Here is a 22318-nt window from a genome sequence, read left to right as displayed (position 1 = left end):
CGGGTACTTCTATTATCGCCCGGTAAGGCTCCAGGCGTCCTCATCGCCATCATCTCCGTCGTAATCATCAACGGTTTCAGGGACGCCCGCGTTCATCGTGCCCACGGGGTCACCAGCGTAGGGGTCATCGTAGTCTTCGGCCAAAGCGGGGGGATCTTCACCGCGCAGTTTAGCCAGTACATCCGGCAGGTCATCAGGCTGAACCAGCACATCACGTGCCTTTGACCCCTCAGAGGGGCCAACGATTTCGCGGGATTCAAGAAGGTCCATGAGACGGCCTGCCTTAGCGAAGCCCACGCGAAGCTTGCGCTGCAGCATGGAGGTTGAACCGAACTGGGTGTTAACTACCAGTTCGGCGGCGCGTAGTAGGTCATCGAGGTCATCACCAATATCATCGGCAATCTTCTTCGAAGGAGCGGCAGCCACCACATCATCGCGGTAGGAAACCGGCATCTGAGTTTTGACGTGCTCTACCACCTCGTGAATCTCAGATTCAGAGACCCAGGCACCCTGTACACGCATGGGTTTAGAGGCGCCCATGGGCAGGAAGAGGGCGTCGCCCTGGCCAATCAGCTTCTCAGCGCCGGGCTGATCCAGCACCACGCGGGAGTCGGTGACCGATGAGGTAGCAAAAGCCATGCGGGAGGGCACGTTCGCCTTAATGAGGCCGGTGACGACATCCACTGAAGGACGCTGGGTAGCTAGAACCAGGTGAATACCGGCGGCGCGCGCCAGCTGGGTGATACGCACGATGGACTCTTCAACATCACGCGGGGCAACCATCATGAGGTCCGCGAGCTCGTCCACAATCACCAGCAGGTAAGGGTAGGCCTTGATTTTACGCTTGGAGCCAGGTTCGGGCTGAATCTTGCCTGCCTTGACTGCCTTGTTGAAATCGTCCATGTGCTTGTAGCCGTAGTGGGCGAGGTCGTCGTAGCGGGCGTCCATTTCGCGGACCACCCACTGCAGTGCTTCGGCTGCCTTCTTGGGGTTGGTGATGATGGGAGTAATTAGGTGCGGGATGCCCTCGTAGGCGGTGAGCTCCACGCGCTTGGGGTCCACCATGACCAGGCGCACCTGGTCAGGGGTTGAACGCATAAGAATGGAGGTAATCATGGAGTTCACGAAGGAGGACTTACCGGCACCGGTAGCGCCTGCGACCAGCATGTGGGGCATCTTGGCCAGGTTGGCAATCACGAAGCCGCCCTCGACGTCTTTACCAACGCCCATTACCATGGGGTGATCGGTGGCGTGAGCTTTAGCCGAGCGCAGCACATCGCCCAGCACCACGATTTCACGGTCGGTGTTGGGGATTTCGATGCCGATAGCGCTCTTGCCCGGAATGGGCGAAAGAATGCGCACATCGGCCGATGCTACGGCGTAAGAGATGTTCTTGGACAGGGCTGTAACGCGCTCTACCTTGGTACCAGCGCCCAGTTCAATTTCATAGCGGGTAACGGTGGGGCCACGAGAGAAGCCGGTCACTTCAGCGTCTACGTTGAACTGCTGCAAGACATTGGTCAGAGCGTCAACGACCTGCTCATTGACCTCGCTGCTCTCCTTGGCCGGAGGGCCCGCTTCCAGCATGTTTTCTGCGGGTAGGGTGTAGTCGCGCCCGGCGGCTTCAACCACCTGAGCTTCACGGGGTTGCTCAGATAACTCCACGCGGGTGCTGTTTTGAATGCGGGAAGCGCGCTCAGCGCCACGCGTAGCATTGGGCGCGGACGCCGCGGGAGCAGCTGGCGCCGAAGGAGCGGGTGCTGAAGATTTTGGGGTTGTGGGGCTCGCTGCTCCGCTGGCTGAGGCGGTGCCTCCCGCTACTCCAGCGGCAGCGCTAGCCAGGCTAGCGCCTAGGGCACCACCGGTAGCCGCGCTCTTATGAGATGAGGGACGAGGTATGGTGTGGGTGCGAGGGGCCACCACAGCACCGGCTTCGCCCTGAACTTGAGCTTTACCCTCAGAGGCTTCTTCAGGCTCGGTGAGCGTCTCGGTCAGGTTGCCGCGCTGGGCAGCTGCTCGGCGGGTCTCATCCAGGCGCTGAGCTGGGGCATCAGAAGTACCAGAACCGGGCTCGCCTGCTGGGGTCTCAGCCCAGGCCCCCTGGTCGAAGAGCTCCGCACGTTGCTTAGCGGCTTTCTTAGCTGCCTTCTTTTCGCTGCGGGTTTGCTTGCGTGGAGCTTCAACATCAAAGGCATCAACAGACGACGGGCGGGTAGAAGCAACGGTTGAGCTCTGCTGACCGCTGGCAGCCTGAGCCACCGGTGCCGTATCTGCAACAGGCTCCTCAAATAGAGCACCGCGGTAAGCTTCATCCCCATCATAAGCATCGAGGCGCGTGTCTACCGCTGGCTGCTGACCAAAGCCCAACCAAGCGAGCAAACCGCCGCGACGCTGGGGTGCCGGTGACTCTTCGTAGTCACCGTCATAGAGGTAGGAGCGGTCATGCTCACCCTCATCAAAGACTTTGGTGGGCTGATCGTCAGCAGTGCGTGAGGTAGCACGAGAACCGGCTGAGGACGAAGCGTGATGGTGGTGCTCCCCCAGCAGAACCCCAAAGATGTGAACTGTCCTGGGCCAGACCTGACGAAGAGGGGTGCGAGTAGCGACCAGGAACCCGGCCAGAAAAACCAGGCTAATGAGAATCCATTCCAGGGCGGTAACCCCGCCCACGATACGGTTGGCAGGGGTGCCGATGAGTACGCCAACAGTACCGCCGCCGCCCCAGAAATGTTCAAAGGAATCAGAGAAGGTGGGGTAATCAGCTACCTTGGCGCCCATCATTGAAGCCGAAACGGTCATGATGGTAAAGCCCAAGGCAATACGGTTATTCTCCCGAACCTCCAAGGGGTGCCGGAAGATACGGATGGCAAAGATAAAGCACAAAATGGGAATGAGCAGTGACCCCTGGCCGAAAAGACCACCAACAATAATGTGCCAGATGTTCAGGGGCCATTCGTACCAGGCCAGGTCGGCGTTGGCGTCAGCACGCCAACCCCACCACTCCACAGCAGCAGTGAGAAGGCCGATAGCCAGAATCAAGAGGGCTCCGCCGTCCCTGCGTTCGTGCAGCTCAATATCGGTGCGTAGGGCGCCCATACGGCGCACGGCTCCACCCACGGTGAAGGCAAGGCCCTGCCACGCCCCTACCAGGGCACGCACCAGGGCGTTGCTCTCTTGGGGTGCAGCGGTTCTGCGGTTGCCCTTCCGAGCGGACGCGCGTTTGGACGCGCTCGCGCGGGAACCGTTTGAACGGGGTGCTGATTTGCTCGATCGTGAGTTTCTCGGAGCCATTCTTCCAGTACAGTTTCGTGGGGTGATAGGGCAAGAGGTGCGAAGCTCCGGTGTGGAGGAGCTTCGCACCATAGCTACGCTAGATAGCTTTTGTGTTAGCCTTTGCGGGCTTCAGGGGTGTTGGTTTCAATCACCACAGGCACAATCATAGGCTTGCGGCGCAGGCGGCGGGCCACCCAGGCTCCCATAGTGCGGCGGACAATCTGCTGCAGCTGGTGCACGGTATGCACACGCTCAGGTGCACGGTGTAAGGCATCTTCAAGAGCCGCAGTGATTTTGGGGGTGATGTCATCAAAGACGGAATCATTTTCAGCGATACCGCGGGCGTGGATGTCCGGCCCGGTCACAACACGCTTGGTGGCGCGGTCGATAACGGTCACGATGGACACGAAGCCTTCTTCGCCCAGGACGCGGCGGTCCTTGAGGTCATCTTCGGTTACATGGCCTACGGATTTGCCGTCAACATAAACATATTCGCAGGGTACCTGACCCACGATATTCGCCAAGCCGTCCTTGAGGTCAACCACGGTGCCGGAGTCACAGATCAGCACGCGGTCTTCCTTGATACCGGTTTCAACGGCTAGCTTGCCGTTGGCCTGCAGGTGGCGAACTTCGCCGTGCACGGGCATGACGTTGCGGGGGCGCAGGATGTTGTAGCAGTAGAGCAGTTCGCCCGCTGCTGCGTGCCCTGAAACGTGAACCTTAGCGTTACCCTTGTGCACCACGTTAGCACCCAACTTCATCAGGCCGTTGATCACGCGGTAGACAGAGGTCTCGTTACCGGGGATCAAAGAGGACGCCAGAATGACGGTGTCATCGGGTTCAATCTGAATCTTATGATCGCCGTTAGCCATGCGAGAGAGCGCAGCCATGGGCTCACCCTGGGAGCCGGTACACATCATGACGATTTGGTCGGGGCGGTAGTCATCAACCTTCTTGAGGTCAATCAGGAGGCCCTTGGGCACGGTCAGGTAACCCAGCTTTTCAGCGATGGTCATATTACGGACCATCGAGCGGCCCACTAGCACGACCTTACGGCCCCGTTCTTCGGCGGCGTCCAGCACCTGCTGTACGCGGTGTACGTGAGAGGAGAAGGAAGCCACGATGACGCGTTTCTTGGCGTCACGGATGACGTTGGAAATCACCGGGCCAATGTGCTTTTCGGTCGGGGTGAAGCCGGGAACTTCAGCGTTGGTTGAGTCGGGCAAGAAGAGGTCAACACCTTCTTCACCCAGACGCGCGAAGTGGCGCAGGTCGGTAATGCGGCCGTCCAGGGGTAGCTGATCCATCTTGAAGTCACCGGTGTGCAGGGTGTTACCCGCAACGGTGCGAATGAAGACTGCCATGGCATCGGGAATGGAGTGATTAACGGCAACGAATTCGCACTCGAAGGGGCCGATTTTCTCAATCTGCCCCTCGACTACATCCATGGTGTAGGGCTTGATGCGGTGTTCTTGCAGCTTAGCCTCTACCAAGGCCAGTGTCAGCTGTGAGCCCACCAGGGGGATGTCGGGGCGGCGACGCAACAGGTAAGGAACAGCGCCGATGTGGTCTTCGTGGCCGTGGGTCAGCACCACAGCTACCACGTCATCTAGGCGGTCCTTGATGTAGTTGAGGTCCGGCAGAATCAGGTCAACACCGGGCTGGGACTCTTCGGGGAAGAGCACGCCGCAGTCAACGATGAGGAGCTTACCGTTGATCTCGTAAACGGTCATATTACGGCCTACTTCACCCAGACCACCGAGCGGCACAACGCGCAGGGTGTCCTTCTTGAGCTTGGGCGGCATATGGGGACTAGTAACAGTTTGAGCCATAGTCTCTCTTTCTTACTTTTCTTTTTGTATTTTCTACGGGCAAAGCGGGCCTGCCTAAAACCTAGTGTCTTAGGTAAGCCCGCTAACCCCTTGTAACGTCTTTAACGGATGAGTGTTGAAGCGATGGTAGAACCTTCAAGGTCTGCCCGCATGAGTGCCGTTTCTTCATCGGTTGCTAGCACGTGCGGTAGACGCACGGCCGGAGAATCTAGAATTCCCTGCCAAGAGAGAATCTGCTTGGCAGCTACACAACCGGGCACACGGCTCATAGCAGCGCGAATTACCGGTGCCAGTTCAAGGTGCAGCTTCTGAGCTGTCGCAAGGTCTCCTGCAACGGTCGCGTCGATGAGCTGGCGGAAGGCCTCGGGAGCCACGTGGCTGGTCACACCGACCAGACCGACAGCTCCCACCGCCATCCAGGGCAGGGTCAGACCATCATCACCGGAGTAGTACTGCAGGTCGGTGGTTTCCATGACCTCGGTGGCTGCGGTGAAGTCTGCCTTAGCGTCCTTAACAGCCACAATGTTCTCGTGGCTAGCCAGTGAACGGTAGACCGCAGGAGTAATGGGAATGCCAGCTCGCCCGGGAATGTCATAGAGCATAACGGGGGTTTTGACGGCATCAGCTACGGTGCGGAAGTGGGCTTCAAGTCCAGTCTGAGTGGGCTTGTTGTAATAGGGGGTTACCACCAGCAGGCCGTCTACACCAACTGCTTCGGCGCGGGAGGCCAGGTGAAGAGTGTGGTTAGTGTCGTTAGAGCCCACGCCGGCCACGATGTGGGCCCGCTCCCCCACTGCCTCTTTGACGATGCGGAAAACGTTCTCATTTTCTTCATCGGTCATGGTGGAGTATTCGCCGGTCGTGCCACAGACGATGAGACCGTCATGACCGCGGTCCACAAGGTTTTGGGCAAGAGCCGCTGTGGCTTTCTCGTCAACGTCACCAGACTCGGTGAAAGGGGTGACCATAGCGGTCAGCAGTCGACCAAAGATGGGTGAGGTGGTGTTTGCAGTCTCAGACATAGTTAATACGTTACCTTATGTGCTGGGGCTAGTCCCTAGAAAGTAGCCCATCTCGTGTGAGCTTGCTCCCCCGGTGCTACCCGTGTGATCGGTTGAAATTCTCTAGACGGTGAGGTTCTGGGGTGTTTTACCCCGGTAAAGGTCAATGGCGGTGCGCATGGACTTTCGGGCACGTTTGCGGTCGCCTGAAGCGTCGTAGGCTAAAGATAGTTTGAACCAGTTCTTCCAGCTGCCCCCATCATTTTCTACCGCGCCGGCGTACTGAGTGAACTGTTCATCGGCAGCTGCCCGATCGATCCGCCCCGAAGCGCTGCGGGGTAGGTGGTCTTCTGGAAGCTCACCGGCCTGCGCCAGTTCTTCACCCAGTTTTTGGGTGCGGGCGCCAAAGGTAATTTCCCGGACGATGGACCAGACACCCAGAATCGGCAGGACGATGAGGGCAAGACCCAGAACTAGCCCCACTGTCCCAGCGTGTTCAATAAAGATCAGCCCGCGCTGCACGGTCAGCGCCAGGTAGAGGGCGAGCGCCCCGGTGATTAGAGCTGCAAAGATTTTGCCTCGGCCTCCGGCATCCACCGCGATGAAGACAGCGCAGAAGACACCTACCGTGAGCAGGAAGAGTTTGGTGCCCCAGCTCAGGGGAAGAATGAGCACGGTGAGCACAGCCAGGGCAATAGTGCCAGCGCTAAAGAGCCGGAGTGAGGTGCTGGGGGTTGCGCTAGTCAAGGTTAAGGTACCGGTCAAGGCCCACTGAGAGGCCGGGGTTCTCAGCTACCTGGCGCACGCCTAGCAGGACGCCGGGCATGAAGCTAGTGCGGTCAAAGGAGTCGTGGCGGATGACCAGCTGCTGGCCAGCATCTCCCAGCAGGATTTCTTGGTGGGCGGTCAGCCCGCGCAGACGCACGGCGTGCACGTTGACGCCATCGACCACGGCACCGCGCGAACCATCAGGGTCGGTTTCGGTCGCGTCGGGTGAAGGCCCGACACCAGCGGCAGCTCGGGATTCGGCAATTTTCTGGGCGGTGTGCACAGCGGTACCGCTCGGGGCGTCCACCTTATTGGGGTGGTGCATCTCAATAACTTCTACCGATTCAAAGAAGCGGGCAGCTTTGGCAGCGAATTCGGTGGCCAAAATGGAGCCGATCGCAAAGTTAGGGGCAATGAGTACACCAACGCTGGGGTGCTCATTGAGGAGGGTTTCAAGGTTGCTGAGGCGTTCCTGGTCCCAGCCGGTGGTGCCTACTACGGCGTGAATATCGTGCTCTACTGCGAAGCGGACGTTCTGCTCAGTGACAGCAGGAACGGTCAGGTCAATCATGACTTCTGCGCTATATTCCACCAGGAGTTCAAGGGAATCTCCGTTGCCCAGGGCCGCTACCAGCTCCATATCATCAGCTTGATTCACCGCTGCTACGGCTTCTGACCCCATACGGCCAGCTGCACCGATTACAGCAACCTTCCATATCTTGCTCATTTACCTGCCCTGTCTCCCAGCAACCCGAGTACTTATGTGTAGCGCTCAGTGGGACGCTACTACTGCCTACCACTCTAGCGAAAACCCTTGCCCGGCGCAGGGGGTCACTTCATAAAAGACACTTTCACCAGCGCATACAGTTTCCCCACGCGGTGGAGGCTGTTTCATCATACGAAACTCGGCTGACCGGGTATGGCAGAACACCCCTACCGGATAGGTTCTACGCGCCCTGCTTTTTAGGCTTCTACCCCCTAAACTGGTGAGGTGCGCCTGCACATCTCCCCCTAATAAAACCAGAGGACCTTTTCGGTGAAAGAAGACCACGTCTTTTATTCTGCCGTGCACCCGCACGAAGGGCAGAGAAAATTTGTGCTGCGCGGGCTCGACGGTATACGAGCCATCGCCGTGCTACTGGTGGTGGTCTACCATTTCTGGCCCCAAGCTCTGCCCGGAGGCATGATCGGTGTTGATATCTTCTTCGTTATCTCCGGCTATCTGATTACCGCCTTGCTCCTGCGCGAGGGTGCTTATACCGGCAAGATGAACATCGTTGCTTTCTGGGTGCGGCGTCTGCGCCGTCTTATCCCGGCCGTCGCTGTGCTGGTGCTCTTTATCTCCACGGTGGCCCTGATCGTGGGCGGGGACGCGCAGGTGGGTCTGGGGCGCCAAATTTTGGGTGCCTTCACCTACTCCTCTAACTGGCTGCTCATTAGGGCAGGTAACGACTACTTCACCCAGACATCCCCCGAACTCATGACCAATTTCTGGTCCCTGGCTGTTGAGGAACAGTTCTATTTCTTCTGGCCGGTCATCATGGTCTTTGTCTTCATGTTTACCGCCAAGTGGTGGCAGCGTTCACTGGTCCCGGCGATTTTGGGTACACTCTCCCTGCTACTCACGCTCATCCTAGGGGCGCTGGGCGCATCAGCTACCCGCCTTTACTACGGCACCGATACCCACCTCTACGGCCTGATGGTGGGCGTACTACTCGCTATGCTACTGCCCTGGTCCATGTACCCGCCGGCAGACGAACGTCTCTACCCCATCGTCGGTTACGGCAACGGCGCTCAGGGTTGGATCCGCCAGGTAACGGGCTGGGTGTCCCTCCTGCTCGTAGTACCCTTGGCCCTCACCCTTTCTGACGCTAACCCGGGTCTTTTGATGCCCTGGGGGCTTCTTGCCGGTTCCCTCTTGGGTTTGGGAATGATTCAGGCGCTCCTACCGGATGTCCGGGGCGGCACCTCAGGTGCTTTTCGCGCTCTGCTCTCCTTTCCCCCTCTCGTCTGGGTGGGTCAGAGATCTTACGGTATTTATCTTTGGCACTGGCCGCTGATGGTGCTGGCCCACTATATATTTGGCCCCGTCAGCTCTCCCTGGGTCAATGCCGTCGTCCTGCTACTCACTCTGCTCTGCGCCGGTGCCTCTTACATCTATGTGGAACAACCGGTTCGCGCTCTAGGCTTCCACGGGGCTCTGAGTTCATGGCTGACCGCTATATTTGCTCGCACCGGCAAAGTGGTGCCCGTGGCCGCTGCGGTGCTGACCTGTTTAGCTCTCATTGCAACGGTTTTTGCTGTACGTACAGCACCGAACATGACGCAGGCCCAGGCTCTCATTGCTGCCGGCCAGGCTGCCCAAGATCAACACCAGCAACAGCCGATTACTTCTGCCCCAGAGGACCAGCAACCGGCTGAGACGCCCACTGCCCTTGCAATTCCAGACGGGGTAAGTGTGGTGGGTGACTCGGTAACGCTGGCCGCCGCCGGTGAGCTGGCAAACATGCTCCCTCATGCAGCTATTGACGGGGAAGTTTCCCGCACCAGCAGTAAGGCCATACCCCTAATCAAGCAGCAGGCAAACGAAGGTACGCTACCCACGGTGGTGGTGCTTTCGGTGACTGCCAATTCCACTTTCTCGACTGAAGAACTTGAGGAGCTCTACGAAACGGTCGTAGCAGATGGCAAGCGCCGGCTGGTTCTTGTGACGGGCCGAGGCCCTGATAGCCTGCCCTGGATTGAGCCCTCCAACCAGGCAATTCGCTCCTTTGCCGCAGCTCACCCTGACACGGTGAGCATCGCCGACTGGCAGGCAGCCAGTGAAGGTCACCCGGAATACCTGGTGTCAGACGGCGTGCACCCGCACGGGCAGGGCCTTGAAGTCTATGCCCAGATTATTGCGGACGCCGTCCAGCAGGCAGAAGCTAGCCTGGCCCACAGCACTCTGGCCCCGGAACACGTCCAGGGCCAGTAGGGATTTTATTTGACAACCGTTGTTACCCAGGTCTGCTGTGCCAGGTAGCGGGCAAGATCTTGAACATCATCAAGGGTGACAGCGCGGACACCTTCAAGGAGCTCATCTAGGCTCATAAAGCGACCCGAATCTAGCTCAGCCCTACCCAGGCGGCTCATACGGCTACCGGCGTCTTCACTGCCCAGTATGGTTGACCCACCCAGCTGGCCAATGACCTTCTCCAGTTCATCAGCGGTCAGCCCATCGCGTGCAAGATCGTCAAAGGTCTTCTGCATCAGCTCAGTCACCTGCTCTGCTTTAGCTGGCAGGCAACCAGCGTACATACCGAAGTAGCCCGCATCTGAGTAAGAGCCAGAGAAAGAGAAGGTCGAATAGGCCAGACCGCGCTTCTCGCGAATCTCCTGGAAAAGACGCGAAGACATGCCGCCGCCCAGGGCGCTGTTGAGCACACTCATAGCAAAACGGCGATCATCTCCTGCTATCAAACCGGGGCAACCCATCACAATGTTGGTCTGCTCAAAATTCTTCTCCAGGGTCAGACTCTCAGCGCCCGGGGTGATCTCAGCGCGCAGGCGCTCGCGGCGGGGTGCCGGGGCGGTGCCCTCGTTCAAGTCCCAGCCGCGCTGGGCCAGTGATTCCATGACCAGTTTGACGATTTCGCCGTGGTTGAGACTACCTGCGGCAGAAATAACTAACCGGTCGGGGGTGTAGAACTTTTTGTAGTGGTCCCACACCGCTTCGCGGGAGACATCGGTGATTTCTTGCGGGGTACCCCCGATGGGGCGTCCCAGCGGGTGGGTTCCCATGAGCTGCTCGATGAATGACTCAAAGGCAACGTCGGTGGGATCGTCCTGGTCCATGGCAATTTCTTCGAGGATGACGCCGCGCTCTTGCTCCAGCAGTTCGGGGTCAATGACAGCGCCGGTCACCATATCGGCGATGACGTCAATGGCCATGGAGACGTCCTCGTCCAACACTCGTGCGTAGTAGCAGGTGTGCTCTTTAGCGGTGAGCGCGTTGGATTCGCCGCCCACCCTGTCAAAGGCGTGGGCAATATCAAGTGCGGTACGCTGGCCGGTGCCCTTAAAAAGCAGGTGTTCAAGGAAGTGAGTGGAGCCCAGCATACCGGGGGCTTCATCGCGTGAGCCAACCCCTACCCAAAAGCCAATTGAAACAGAACGCTGGGAGGGCATGCGCTCGGTAATCACGCGCACACCGCCGGGTAAAATGCTACGGCGAACATCGTTGCCGCCGCCACCAGCGTGAATGAGCTTGCCGGTATGGTAGTTGAGCTCATCGGTGAGCTGGGTGAGGGAGGTGGGAAGAAGGACGGGCATAGGTCTCTCTGGTCTAAATCTTTGGGCTTTTAGTTCAATATACCCTTTTGCAGGCTTTAAAACCCCAACGGGTGGGGAGCCTTTCGGCACCCCACCCGTTGATGGTGGTTACAGTGAGGGCTGACCCTACTTACTCTTCGTCGGCTCCAGCCTCTTCGCCGTCGGCGACCACGGGAACCAGTGAGAGCTTGCCGCGGTCATCAATCTTGGAGATTTCGACCTGGACCTTCTGACCTACGCCCACGACGTCCTCAACATCTTCAACGCGATTGCCGTCGTTGAGCTTACGCAGCTCGCTGATGTGCAGCAGACCGTCCTTGCCGGGGGTCAGTGACACGAAAGCACCAAAGCTGGTGATCTTGACGACGGTACCCAGGTAGCGTTCGCCCATTTCGGGAACCTGGGGGTTAGCGATTGCGTTGATGGCTGAGCGTGCAGCCTCAGCTGAGGGGCCGTCGGTTGCGCCAATGTAGACGGTGCCGTCGTCCTCAATGGAGATATCGGTGCCGGTATCTTCCTGGATCTGGTTGATCATCTTGCCCTTGGGGCCAATGACCTCACCGATCTTGGCAACGGGTACCTGAACGGAGATCACGCGGGGTGCAAAGTCGCTCATCTCATCGGGGGCATCAATAGCTGCATTGATGACCTCGAGGATGTGCAGACGGGCTTCGCGTGCCTGAGTCAGGGCGCCGGCCAGAACGGATGCGGGGATACCGTCGAGTTTGGTGTCCAACTGGATAGCGGTAACGAACTCGCTGGTACCTGCGACCTTGAAGTCCATATCGCCCAGTGCGTCTTCTGCACCGAGGATGTCGGTCAGAGCTGCATAACGGGTTTCGCCGTCAACTTCGTCTGATACCAGACCCATCGCAATACCTGCAACGGGCGCACGCAGGGGCACACCGGCGTTCAGCAGGGACAGGGTTGAAGCACACACTGAGCCCATAGAGGTTGAGCCGTTGGAACCCAACGCTTCTGATACCTGGCGGATGGCGTAGGGGAACTCTTCGCGTGAGGGCAGGATCGGGGTGATCGCGCGCTCTGCAAGGGCACCGTGGCCGATTTCGCGGCGCTTAGGTGAGCCTACGCGGCCGGTTTCACCGGTTGAGTAGGGCGGGAAGTTGTAGTGGTGGATGTAGCGCTTTGACTTAACCGGGTAAAGGGAGTCGAGCTGCTGTTCCATCTTGAGCATGTTGAGGGTGGTGATGCCCATGATCTGGGTTTCACCGCGCTCAAAGATAGCTGAACCGTGGACGCGGGGCAGAACCTCAACCTCAGCGGTCAGCTGGCGGATGTCGGTCAGACCGCGGCCGTCGATGCGTACCTGGTCGGTGAGGATGCGCTGACGCACAACGTGCTTGGTCAGAGCGTTGAATGCTGCGTTGACTTCGTCCTCACGGCCTTCGAAGGGCTTGCCTTCACCGGAGAGCTCTTCAGCAATCTGCTGCTGCAGGTCACCGGAAGCGATTTCGCGCTCCTGCTTACCTGCGATGGAGTAGACCTCTACCACCTTGGACTCGTATGCTTTGACGGCTTCGTCCACGTCAGCTTCACGCTGGCCGAAGACGGGCAGTGTCATGGCGGGCTTGCCCGCGCGGGCAGCCAGGTCTGACTGAGCCTTGCAGAGAGCTGCGATGAAGGGCTTTGAAGCTTCGAGACCCTGAGCTACAACCTCTTCGGTGGGAGCGGTTGCGCCGTCTTCCTTGATGAGCTTCCAGGAGTTATCGGTTGCTTCAGCTTCAACCATCATGATGGCTACGTCTTCGGTGCCGTCAGCCTTGGTGATGACACGGCCGGCTACTGCCATGTCGAAGACAGCGTTTTCCAGCTGTGAGTGCTTGGGGAAAGCAACCCACTGGCCGTCAATCAGTGCTACGCGTACGCCACCGATGGGGCCAGCGAAGGGCGCACCGGAAAGGGTGGTTGAAGCGGATGCAGCGTTGATGGCTACGGTGTTGTAGATTTCATCGGGCTCAATGGTGAGAACGGTGACGACGATCTGAACCTCGTTGCGGATGCCCTTCTTGAAGACGGGGCGCAGGGGGCGGTCAATCAGACGCGCAGCCAGGATCGCTTCGGTGGAGGGGCGACCTTCGCGGCGGAAGAAGCCGCCGGGAATCTTGCCCGCTGCGTACATACGTTCTTCAACGTCAACGGTCAGGGGGAAGAAGTCGAAGCCCTCGCGGGGGTTCTTGCCAATGGCGGTAGCGGAGAGCAGGGTGGTTTCATCGTCGATGGTCACCAGGGCTGAGCCTGCTGCCTGCTGGGCTAGACGGCCTGTTTCGAAGCGAACTACGCGCTTACCGAACGTGCCGTTATCAATAATTGCTTCAGCGAACTGAATTTCGGGACCTTCCAAGGTTCCTCCATTTCGTGTGGTGCGCCGCGCTTTCGGTCATCGATTGAGGCTCACAGACCCCTACGTTGGGTGTTCTGTAAACCGCTACCGAGGACCGCGAAAGCACGCGGCGGCTTGGGTTTTCTGTTGGGGTGTAAGGCAAGGGCGGCACCTTAGCTGTCTTCTCTTTCGAGGAGGGGGTGCCCAGGTGTCGCCCTTACGCTACTGATTTATCGGCGGATACCGAGACGCTCGATGAGGACGCGGTAACGTGCGATATCAACGCTCTTGAGGTAGCCGAGCAGGTTGCGGCGGCGACCAACGAGGATCATCAGACCACGACGTGAGTGGTGGTCGTGCTTGTGGGACTTGAGGTGTTCGGTCAGGTCGGTGATACGACGAGTCAGAACTGCAACCTGAACCTCGGGTGAACCGGTGTCACCTTCGTGGGTTGCGTATTCCTTCATGATTTCCTGCTTGATGGCGGGATCGAGTGCCACTGTGTAACTCCTAGAGTTAGTGCCGTGTGCGGCCCGGTCAATATTTTTACTGCCGGGTGGAGGGCCTCCCCTAACGCTAGGCGCGGGGTGGCTTCTGCATGAAACTGCCACGGACTGCAGTCACATGCGCTCCCCACTTTACCGCACAGGCTCCCCCGCCGAAAGAGCAGCCCTGTGCTAGCTACCACACACCGGCAGGACGGCGAGATAATGTTTCAGCCGAACTATTTGAGACCAAGACGCGAGTGGTTAGATTTGGTGATGCGCCACACCGCACTAAGTTAGCGACAGTAGACTGAGTGCAAACAGTGCTGCTTTAGTAGGTGGCCTGTTAGATTTCCATCATTTAACGCTAGAAGGTGCCCCCATGACAAACCAGGGTTTTGAAGAGTTTGATGTCCCAAATTCCAGCCCCAACTTTCGGACTGAGCTGGCTGACAAACTAGCTGAACTCGCCCCAGAAATCATTGCTGACGGCAAACTCGACATCAATAAACTTGCCGACCTGCTCAATAAAGATGCAGACAGCAGCCCCGAGCGCTTTGGCCTAAGCTGGCCGGGTAAGCGGGAGGCACAGCACCTAGCTCAGATGCCGACGACCGCCACTCTACTGCCCGACCGCGATAATTCCGTTGATTGGGAAACGACCCAGAACGTCTTCATCGAGGGTGACAATCTTGAAGTGCTGAAAGTTTTGCAAAAGCACTACTACGGCAAAATCAAGATGATATACATCGACCCTCCCTACAACACCGGCACGGATTTTGTTTACAAGGACGACTTCCGTGACAGCGTCGCCAATTACCTTCAGTGGACCGAGCAGATGATGAGGGGCGGAAAGCTCACATCTAATGTAGAGACTGCAGGGCGCTACCATTCCAACTGGCTAAATATGATGTACCCGCGTCTCAAGCTAGCACGGAATCTGCTTACCGAAGATGGAGTAATTTTTATTTCAATTGATGATCATGAAGCCGCCCATCTCGCTCAAATCGGAAATGAAATCTTTGGTTACGAAAATTCTTTGACTTCAGACTGCACGGGCCCGTTTATTTGGCCAAAGTCAGGAGCAACCGCGGGGCATGTAGTTCGGAACCATGAGTATATTTTTGGTTGGGCTCGAAATAAATCGAATTTAAATTATTTTAAACTTTCTGACTATGGTGCTAATTCCATAATAGAAGACAGGGCGATTAAAAAGATTTCTCCTAAAAATTCTGCATCAGCTGTAACCCTCAAAAAAGGAATGCGCTTTGAAGGTGAGAATGCAGAGTTTTCAGGAGTTATCGGCACTAAAGAGACCATGAAAATTCATGGCACGCTGAAATTTAGAGATGGTCTACTTGCGGAGGATGTAGAACTTACCGCTGGCTGGGCCATGAAGGAACAACTTGAGTCCTGGCTAGCTGGCAATGAAACCTTTGATACAAAAGGGCAGAAGGTTACGGAATTCTTCTTTAACAAATCGGGCTTACTTCGATACTCTAAAGAACGTGGCACCTTCCATCCTCGAACTCTACTTAATAAAGAGCTTGTCGGAACTACTAAAAGTGCTAGCTCGGAGATTGAAGCAGTAACAGGCAAGCCTAATCCTTTCGAATATGCTAAGCCCACCGACCTCATTGGTTACTTTATTTCGTTTTGCACTTCAAATGATGATGTTATTTTGGACTTTTTTGCAGGGTCTGGTTCAACCGGACATGCAGTAATCAAACAAAATTTAAAAGATGAGCAGAAACGCCGGTTTATCTGCGTACAGCTTCCGGAGCTAGCAGCTCCTGGCTCTATGCTCGAAACAATTGGATTCAACGATATTGCAGATTATGCGCGGTTCAGAATCTTTAAGGCAGATGAAAAGCTGACTCAAAATGAAAATTCAGCGTCTACGAACATTTCAGGCTTCCGCGCCTATAAGCTCGCTGATACTAACTTCGCTAAATGGAAAGTCAACGCGACTATTGATGAGAATGAGCTTGAAGATCTATTCAACTCGGTCCGCGACTCAGCTAATGACGCTTCTTCACCAGAAGAGTTGTTCACTGAAACCATCCTCAAGCTAGGGCTGTCCCTCACCGAGCAGTACGAACAAAAAGAACTTGCCGGTCTCACGGTCTTCAGCGTTGGTAACGACCTGATTCTTGGCTACTTCGATGAGCAGACCAAGCCTAACCTCGACCAGCTCCGCGAACTCGTTGAGCTTGCTGAGGTGCGTCTCATCGTCCTTGAAGATGCCTTCCAAGGGGATGACGAGCTAAAAACCAACCTGGTGCAGCTCTGCAAAACCCGCGGCATCGACCTATCGATTGCATAGTGGAGGGTTACAGTGAAATTTAAATTTGATGACAAGCAGCCCTACCAGCTTGAAGCGATTGAAGCAGTAGCAGACCTCTTTCAGGGCCAACCAGCAGACGCAGAAGCCCTGCGCACCGTCCTCTGGAGTGAGCGAGCCGTGCTGGAAGAAACAAGCACCAGTCCCCTATTCGAAGCAGCAGGCGACCAGACCCAACTAGATTTGGAGCTCGTCAACGAAATCGGGGCAGTCGGTAACAACCTGCTGCTGGACCACGAAACTATCCTGGAAAACCTACGTGCAGTTCAAGACCGCAACGGGCTTGAGGTCTCCACAGAACTAGTTGATGGCCTTCAGTTTGATGTTGAGATGGAAACTGGCACAGGTAAAACCTATGTCTATCTACGCACTATCTTTGAATTGGCAAAACAATACTCTTTCCGAAAGTTCATCATTCTTGTTCCTTCGGTAGCAATCCGTGAGGGCGTCAACACCTCGATACGGCTGATGCGGGACCATTTCCGCACTCTCTACCCCGAGCACCCCTTCGATTCTTTCGTCTACTCGGGTAAGTCCCCAGAGGACGTCCGTGCCTTCGCTAGTTCCACCGGTGTTCAAATTCTAGTGATGACCATCGACTCCATCAGAGGCGACGCTAACAACCGCATCATTCATCAGGAACGCGACCGGCTTAACGGCTTGCGTCCAATCGACTTCCTCCAAGCAGTCCGGCCTGTAGTCATCATGGATGAACCTCAAAATATGGAATCAGAGCTGTCGCAATCATCTATCGGTGAGCTCAACCCGCTCTGCACTCTGCGCTATTCCGCTACCCATAGAACTTCACGCAATACCGTTTATCGTCTTGATCCGATTGACGCTCATGATTTGGGCTTGGTCAAGCAGATTGTGGTAGCTGAAACCGTCCAAGAAGGCGAGTCGGCAACCCCCTATATCAAGCTGCACGGGGTAAAGAACAAGCCAACCTTCCAAGCGCAGCTTGAACTAGTGGTCGCACAGAAAGACGGTTCGCTCAAGCGCAGCAAGAAATGGGTCAAGCCAGGAGCTGACCTCGAAGTTCTGACCAAGAACCAGGCGTATGCAGGCAACTGGCGTATCGATGAAATCAGTCTCTACCCAGAGCAGGTAACTCTAACTAACCACGGGCAGCCCCTAGGCATCGGTGAAGAAATCGGCGGCGCCTCACACCATATCTACCGTGAGATGATCCGCGAAACCGTCAGGGAACATCTCCGGAAAGCATCCCTGGTCAAGAAGGATGGTGTCAAGGTTCTTTCACTGTTCTTCATTGATAAGGTGGCTCACTACCTTGGTGCGGGCTCCAACAACCTTGATGCGAGCGGCGACTTTGCAACCTGGTTCGACCAGATACTCGATGAGGAACGCGCCAAGAACCCCGACTGGTTAACAGCTGTTCCAGGCGATGCAAGGAGCCTTCGTTCAGGGTATTTCGCTCAAATGTCTAATGGCCGTGGCACACATAAGGTCACCACCTTTATCGATACCTCTGGCTCAACAGCAAAAGATGACGACGCCTACGAACTCATCATGAAAGATAAGGCTCGCCTGCTTTCAATGGATGAGCCGGTGCAATTCATCTTTTCCCACTCCGCCCTGCGAGAAGGCTGGGATAACCCCAACGTATTCCAGATCTGTACGCTCCGTGAAATGAGCGGTGAATCTGAACGCCGCCAGACCATCGGTCGCGGACTACGCCTACCCGTTAACCAAGCCGGCGAGCGCTTGTCTGACAGGGGTCTTGCCCAGCTGACAGTCGTAGCTAATGAGTCCTACCGTCAGTTTGCTGCCGGGCTACAGGCCGAGTACAAGAAAGCCAATGTCGCTATTGGGCACGTTCGTAAAAGTGAATTCGCAAAAATTACGATGGGCGAGCTGGGCCAGGGGAAACGAATCGGTTTCACCAAATCGGAAGAGATTTTCCAGCACTTGCTGACCGCCGGGTTTGTAAACAAAGCCGGTGAAACACAGCCTTCTTTCAGGCCTGACTTGCTTGGTTTTACCTTGCAGCTGCCAGTGCAGTATGCAACTATTGAAGATGAAGTTATCGACCGCATTATTAAGTGCACCTCAGGTATTACCCAAAATAAGAAGCAGAGGGTAACCCGCAAGCTCAACAAGCAAATTTACTCTTCACGTGAGTTCGAGAGCTTCTGGGAGAAAATAACGGCTCGCACCACCTACCGGGTGAACCTAGACCGTGAAGAGCTGGTCGAATCGGCAATAGCGACGATTAAAGCAGCTCCAGAAATCTCCCCCATCCAAATCAGGGTAACCAGGGCTGGAATGGAAATTACCCGTGGGGGCACTAAACACCATGAACATGCCACCCGGTCGGCAGAGCTTGACCGGAGCTACCCCCTACCCGATATTGTCACTCAGCTCCAGGAGGCAACTTCTCTCACCAGGCAAACGATTGTTGACATCCTGCTGGGCTCTGGCAGGCTAAAGGACTTCCTTGCTAACCCCAATGATTTTATGGTCATGGTCAAGGATGCCATTACCTCTCATCTAGCTACAGTGCTCGTCGAAGGTATCCAGTACCAGAAAATCAGGGGCTCAATTTACGAGCTACGGGAACTACAAACAGACGGTATGGCTGAAAAAGACAGATTTATCAATATGCTCTACCAGGTTAGGAACACCGAAAAGACTGATTTTGATTACGTGGTTTTTGACTCCGATGTTGAACGTCAATTCGCTGAACTTCTGGACTCTCGGGAAGACATCAAACTGTTTATGAAGCTCCCAGATAAGTTCAAAGTGGACACCCCTGTTGGTCCTTACAATCCCGACTGGGCAATTGTAAAAGTTGAGGACGGGCAAGACCGCTTCTATATGGTTCGTGAGACCAAGGGGTCATTAGACCCTTCAAAGCGCCGCCCGCTTGAAAACGCCAAGATTGCGTCCGCACGCAAACATTTTGAAGCGATTGGTGTGAACTACGAGGTTGCAGCTCCTGAGAGGTGGGGACTATGACTCTCAACCCCTACTCGGCAAAATACTATGCCCATGAGCTCGACCGTTCCTACGCATCAGACCATGTAGGCAAACTTGCAGGCTTATTATTTGACGCCACAGTTGAGCCTAAGCCCCACCAAATTGATGCTGCCCTGTTTGCTCTCAAAGCAACGTCCCTACGCGGCGTCATTATGGCCGATGAGGTGGGCTTAGGTAAGACCATTGAAGCTGGCATTGTTATCTCCCAGTACTGGGCAGAGCGTAAACGCCAGATTTTAATTATCGCGCCATCTTCCCTCCGCCAACAGTGGAAACAGGAACTGGACGAAAAGTTCGCGATTCCTGCCTATCTTCTGGATGGCAGTAACCGTGACCTCCTGCACCATGTTCAAGACCTACCAGGAGTAATTATCTGCTCCTACGAGTTCATACAGCGTAACGTACTGCTACTCGCCAGACAGTGGGACATAGTGATTGCTGATGAAGCCCACCGTCTCAGGTCTTATTGGAGCGGCAAAGCAAAAGTTGCAGCTAGCGTCGCGCAAGTCATGGCAGGAGCGACCAAGTCTATTCTGCTCACAGCGACCCCGCTGCAAAATCGGTTAGAGGAACTCTACGGTCTGGTATCAGTATTTGACCCCGACTTCTTTGGGTCCTTCGAATCGTTCCGCGCACGCTACGTTGACGGTGCTGACGAATACGGCAACGACGATCTCAGCAACCGTGTTCGGCTCATCGCCAAACGGACCTTACGCAAGGACGCTAGCCGTTACATACGATTTACGAACCGTGAACCACTCACCTTTTCATTCACGCCTTCTGAGGAAGAGCAGAAGCTCTATGAGCTGGTCAATAGTTATCTGCAACGGGAGCACCTCTATGCTTTTGCCAAATCACAAAGGCACCTATCAGCACTGATTCTACGTAAAAGGCTTGGTTCTTCTACCTATGCAGTGGCTTCTACTCTTGAAAGAACTGCTCAACGTCTGGCGGAGGAAATTGCCGCAGGCAAAAGCCGTGATAACCGTGGTGGAATCATTGATGAAGACCTCACTACAGAGGAACTTGAAGACGCGCTCAACTCTGATTCCGCTGAAACCGACTACCGCAACTTAAGCCTCGCAGCAGCGCAAGCTGAAGTTCAGGAGCTAAGGGACTATGCAGCTTTAGCCCGCTCTATTGAGGACAACCAGAAGTGTCTAGCGCTCATTGAGTCGCTCGAGAAAGGTTTTGAAAAGCTCCAACTGGTTGGTGCCCCACAGAAGGCAATCATCTTCACCGACTCAACAAAAACCCAAGAATACATAGCTAAAACCCTTCAGCAAAAAGGCTGGGGAGAAGGTCTAGTACTCTTCAATGGGTCTAATAACAGCCCCGAGGCAAACCAGATCTACCGAGACTGGTTGGAGCGCAACGAAGGTTCAGACCTCATCACGCACGTCGCCGCCGCCGACCGTAGAAAGGCTTTGGTCGATGAGTTCCGTGACAGAGGAACCATCATGATTGCCACAGAAGCCGCAGCAGAAGGTATCAACCTACAGTTCTGCTCCATGCTTGTTAACTATGATCTGCCGTGGAACCCTCAACGAATAGAACAGCGCATTGGCCGTGTGCACAGGTTCGGGCAAAAGCACAACGTTTTTGTCGTGAATTTTTCCAACAAAGGAAACCTTGCTGAGGAGCGAATTCTTGAACTGCTAACCGATAAGTTCAACTTGTTCACCTCTGTCTTTGGGGCTTCTGATGAAGTGCTAGGCCGAATTGAAGACGGTCTAGACTTCGAAAAATCAATTGCACGAATTCTCGATACCGCACAAACCTCTAAAGAAATCTCAGCTGAATTTGATGCTCTGGAAGCGCAGTACGCTGCCGAAATCTCCAAGGAGATGAAGCGTACCCGCACTCGTGTCTTCGACAACCTAGACCCCAGCGTCCGCGACAAACTCAAAAGCTACGATCAGCAAGCAGGCGTAATCCTCAACTCCTTTGAACGGTTACTGCTAGCTCTCACCACCTATGAGCTTGATAGCTACGCAGATTTTACCGACGGGGGCAGCCGCTTCAAGCTTCACACCACACCTGTAGATGGTGTCTTACTTGGATACTACTTTTTCAAAAAAGCACCGGTGGCTGGAGCCCACCAATACCGTTACAACTCAGCGCTTGCCTCCTGGGTCGTTGACTCGGCAAAGACTCGGGCTACTCCCCCAGCAGAACTGGTGTTTTCGCTCAAGGCATCAGACCGGGTTGCGCAACCAGTCCGGCAGCTCAAGGGAAAGAGCGGTGTCCTCAGCGTTGATAAAGTGACCTTCACGCTCATGGCTGGTGTGCAGCCCAGCGTTGAATCCTATCTGCTTGGTGCAGGTGTCACCGATGACGGCCAGCTGCTCGATCAAGAACAGGTTAGCCAGATTCTTGACCTTTCCACCGCCGAAACCAACGTTTCAAACGCAGTGGTTACTAAAGAAGTACTTGCTAGCTTAGATGAACAAGAAGCAACGGTGCACGCAGAGTTTGAAGGGCGGACGGCCACGTTTTACTTCGAGCAAGAAGCTATCCAGCAGGCAAATCGCCAAGACCTGCGTGCAGAATACGATGCCCGCATCCGTGATTTTAGAAGCAAAGAAAAAGCAGCAAGGCAAGCCTCAAGCCGTGAATCAGATATGAAGATAAAGCTCCAGCTTGTGAAAGAAGCCCGGTCGTGGCAGAAAAAAGCTGAAGAAGAAGAGGACACCTTCAGGCGGAAGAGAGACCAGCTGGATGAGCAAGCAGAAGACTATCTGACGCTGATTCAAGCGGCTCTCGAAGGTAACAAGGAACGAGAGCACCTCTTCACAATCCGGTGGAAAGTAGTTGACTAAAGGGTACCCTCCTGCACTGTCTCTCTCACCCAAAAAGAACGCCCCCCGCACGTCCTCTCTTCAACCGGAGATCAACACCGGGTAGAAGAGAGAAAGTGCGGGGGTAAGTTAGCGCCAGAATGCCGTCAGCAGCCAGGT

General features: G+C 55.6%; 12 protein-coding genes. 4 read left to right on the top strand and 8 right to left on the bottom strand.

The genetic code is table 11. From position 1 onward, the window contains the following. Positions 1–12: 12 nt before the first annotated feature. From VVR27_RS03660 to dapB, 5 genes are all read right to left on the bottom strand, one after another. Positions 13–3291, bottom strand: coding sequence for a DNA translocase FtsK 4TM domain-containing protein (locus tag VVR27_RS03660; RefSeq protein ID WP_368547109.1), 3279 nt, complete (start codon positions 3289–3291; stop codon positions 13–15). Between the two features lie 95 nt (positions 3292–3386). Next, positions 3387–5105 (bottom strand): ribonuclease J, encoded by a 1719-nt coding sequence (locus VVR27_RS03655; RefSeq protein ID WP_346872818.1) that lies wholly within the window; start codon positions 5103–5105, stop codon positions 3387–3389. Between the two features lie 101 nt (positions 5106–5206). Beyond that, entirely contained in the window at positions 5207–6127 is a 921-nt protein-coding gene (dapA, locus tag VVR27_RS03650; RefSeq protein WP_368547108.1) for a 4-hydroxy-tetrahydrodipicolinate synthase, read from the bottom strand. Between the two features lie 102 nt (positions 6128–6229). Then, a complete protein-coding gene (locus tag VVR27_RS03645; protein ID WP_368547107.1) occupies positions 6230–6853 on the bottom strand; it encodes a hypothetical protein in 624 nt (207 codons plus the stop codon). Further along, positions 6846–7601: a 4-hydroxy-tetrahydrodipicolinate reductase gene (dapB, locus tag VVR27_RS03640; RefSeq protein WP_368547106.1), complete on the bottom strand. Its 756-nt coding sequence runs from the start codon at positions 7599–7601 to the stop codon at positions 6846–6848. Before dapB ends, VVR27_RS03645 begins: the two co-directional genes overlap by 8 nt. 309 nt (positions 7602–7910) lie before the next feature. Here dapB and VVR27_RS03635 point away from each other — a divergent pair, with 309 nt between their 5' ends. Next, positions 7911–9851 (top strand): acyltransferase family protein, encoded by a 1941-nt coding sequence (locus tag VVR27_RS03635; protein WP_368547105.1) that lies wholly within the window; start codon positions 7911–7913, stop codon positions 9849–9851. Between the two features lie 5 nt (positions 9852–9856). Here the strand turns inward: VVR27_RS03635 and VVR27_RS03630 are convergent, their stop codons facing one another. The 3 genes from VVR27_RS03630 to rpsO all read right to left on the bottom strand — a co-directional run bounded on the left by VVR27_RS03630 (position 9857) and on the right by rpsO (position 14029). Then, entirely contained in the window at positions 9857–11188 is a 1332-nt protein-coding gene (locus tag VVR27_RS03630) for a M16 family metallopeptidase (protein WP_368547104.1), read from the bottom strand. Positions 11189–11318: 130 nt separating this feature from the next. Beyond that, positions 11319–13550: a polyribonucleotide nucleotidyltransferase gene (locus VVR27_RS03625; RefSeq protein ID WP_368547103.1), complete on the bottom strand. Its 2232-nt coding sequence runs from the start codon at positions 13548–13550 to the stop codon at positions 11319–11321. A gap of 209 nt (positions 13551–13759) precedes the next feature. Continuing rightward, a complete protein-coding gene (rpsO, locus tag VVR27_RS03620; protein WP_251380815.1) occupies positions 13760–14029 on the bottom strand; it encodes a 30S ribosomal protein S15 in 270 nt (89 codons plus the stop codon). A gap of 367 nt (positions 14030–14396) precedes the next feature. Here rpsO and VVR27_RS03615 point away from each other — a divergent pair, with 367 nt between their 5' ends. The 3 genes from VVR27_RS03615 to VVR27_RS03605 are packed head-to-tail and all read left to right on the top strand — an operon-like array spanning position 14397 to position 22180. Further along, positions 14397–16340 (top strand): site-specific DNA-methyltransferase, encoded by a 1944-nt coding sequence (locus VVR27_RS03615; protein ID WP_368547102.1) that lies wholly within the window; start codon positions 14397–14399, stop codon positions 16338–16340. A gap of 12 nt (positions 16341–16352) precedes the next feature. Further along, the gene (locus VVR27_RS03610; protein ID WP_368547101.1) at positions 16353–19337 is read left to right on the top strand and encodes a DEAD/DEAH box helicase family protein; all 2985 of its coding nucleotides are present in this window, start codon (positions 16353–16355) and stop codon (positions 19335–19337) included. Then, on the top strand, positions 19334–22180 hold the full coding sequence (locus tag VVR27_RS03605) for an SNF2-related protein (protein ID WP_368547100.1): 2847 nt from the start codon (positions 19334–19336) through the stop codon (positions 22178–22180). The genes VVR27_RS03610 and VVR27_RS03605 overlap by 4 nt, the downstream gene beginning before the upstream one ends. The last annotated feature ends 138 nt before the right edge of the window (positions 22181–22318 follow it).

This window comes from Rothia sp. LK2492 (assembly GCF_040946345.1).
Taxonomy (GTDB): domain Bacteria; phylum Actinomycetota; class Actinomycetes; order Actinomycetales; family Micrococcaceae; genus Rothia; species Rothia endophytica.
This window is presented reverse-complemented; position numbering and strand designations above follow the sequence as displayed.

Excerpts from the sequence above, each read along its gene's own strand:
- VVR27_RS03660 (WP_368547109.1), bottom strand. The coding sequence starts at position 3,291 with ATGGCTCCGAGAAACTCACGATCGAGCAAATCAGCACCCCGTTCAAAC.
- VVR27_RS03655 (WP_346872818.1), bottom strand. The coding sequence starts at position 5,105 with ATGGCTCAAACTGTTACTAGTCCCCATATGCCGCCCAAGCTCAAGAAG.
- dapA (WP_368547108.1), bottom strand. The coding sequence starts at position 6,127 with ATGTCTGAGACTGCAAACACCACCTCACCCATCTTTGGTCGACTGCTG.
- dapB (WP_368547106.1), bottom strand. The coding sequence starts at position 7,601 with ATGAGCAAGATATGGAAGGTTGCTGTAATCGGTGCAGCTGGCCGTATG.
- VVR27_RS03630 (WP_368547104.1), bottom strand. The coding sequence starts at position 11,188 with ATGCCCGTCCTTCTTCCCACCTCCCTCACCCAGCTCACCGATGAGCTC.
- VVR27_RS03615 (WP_368547102.1), top strand. The coding sequence starts at position 14,397 with ATGACAAACCAGGGTTTTGAAGAGTTTGATGTCCCAAATTCCAGCCCC.
- VVR27_RS03605 (WP_368547100.1), top strand. The coding sequence starts at position 19,334 with ATGACTCTCAACCCCTACTCGGCAAAATACTATGCCCATGAGCTCGAC.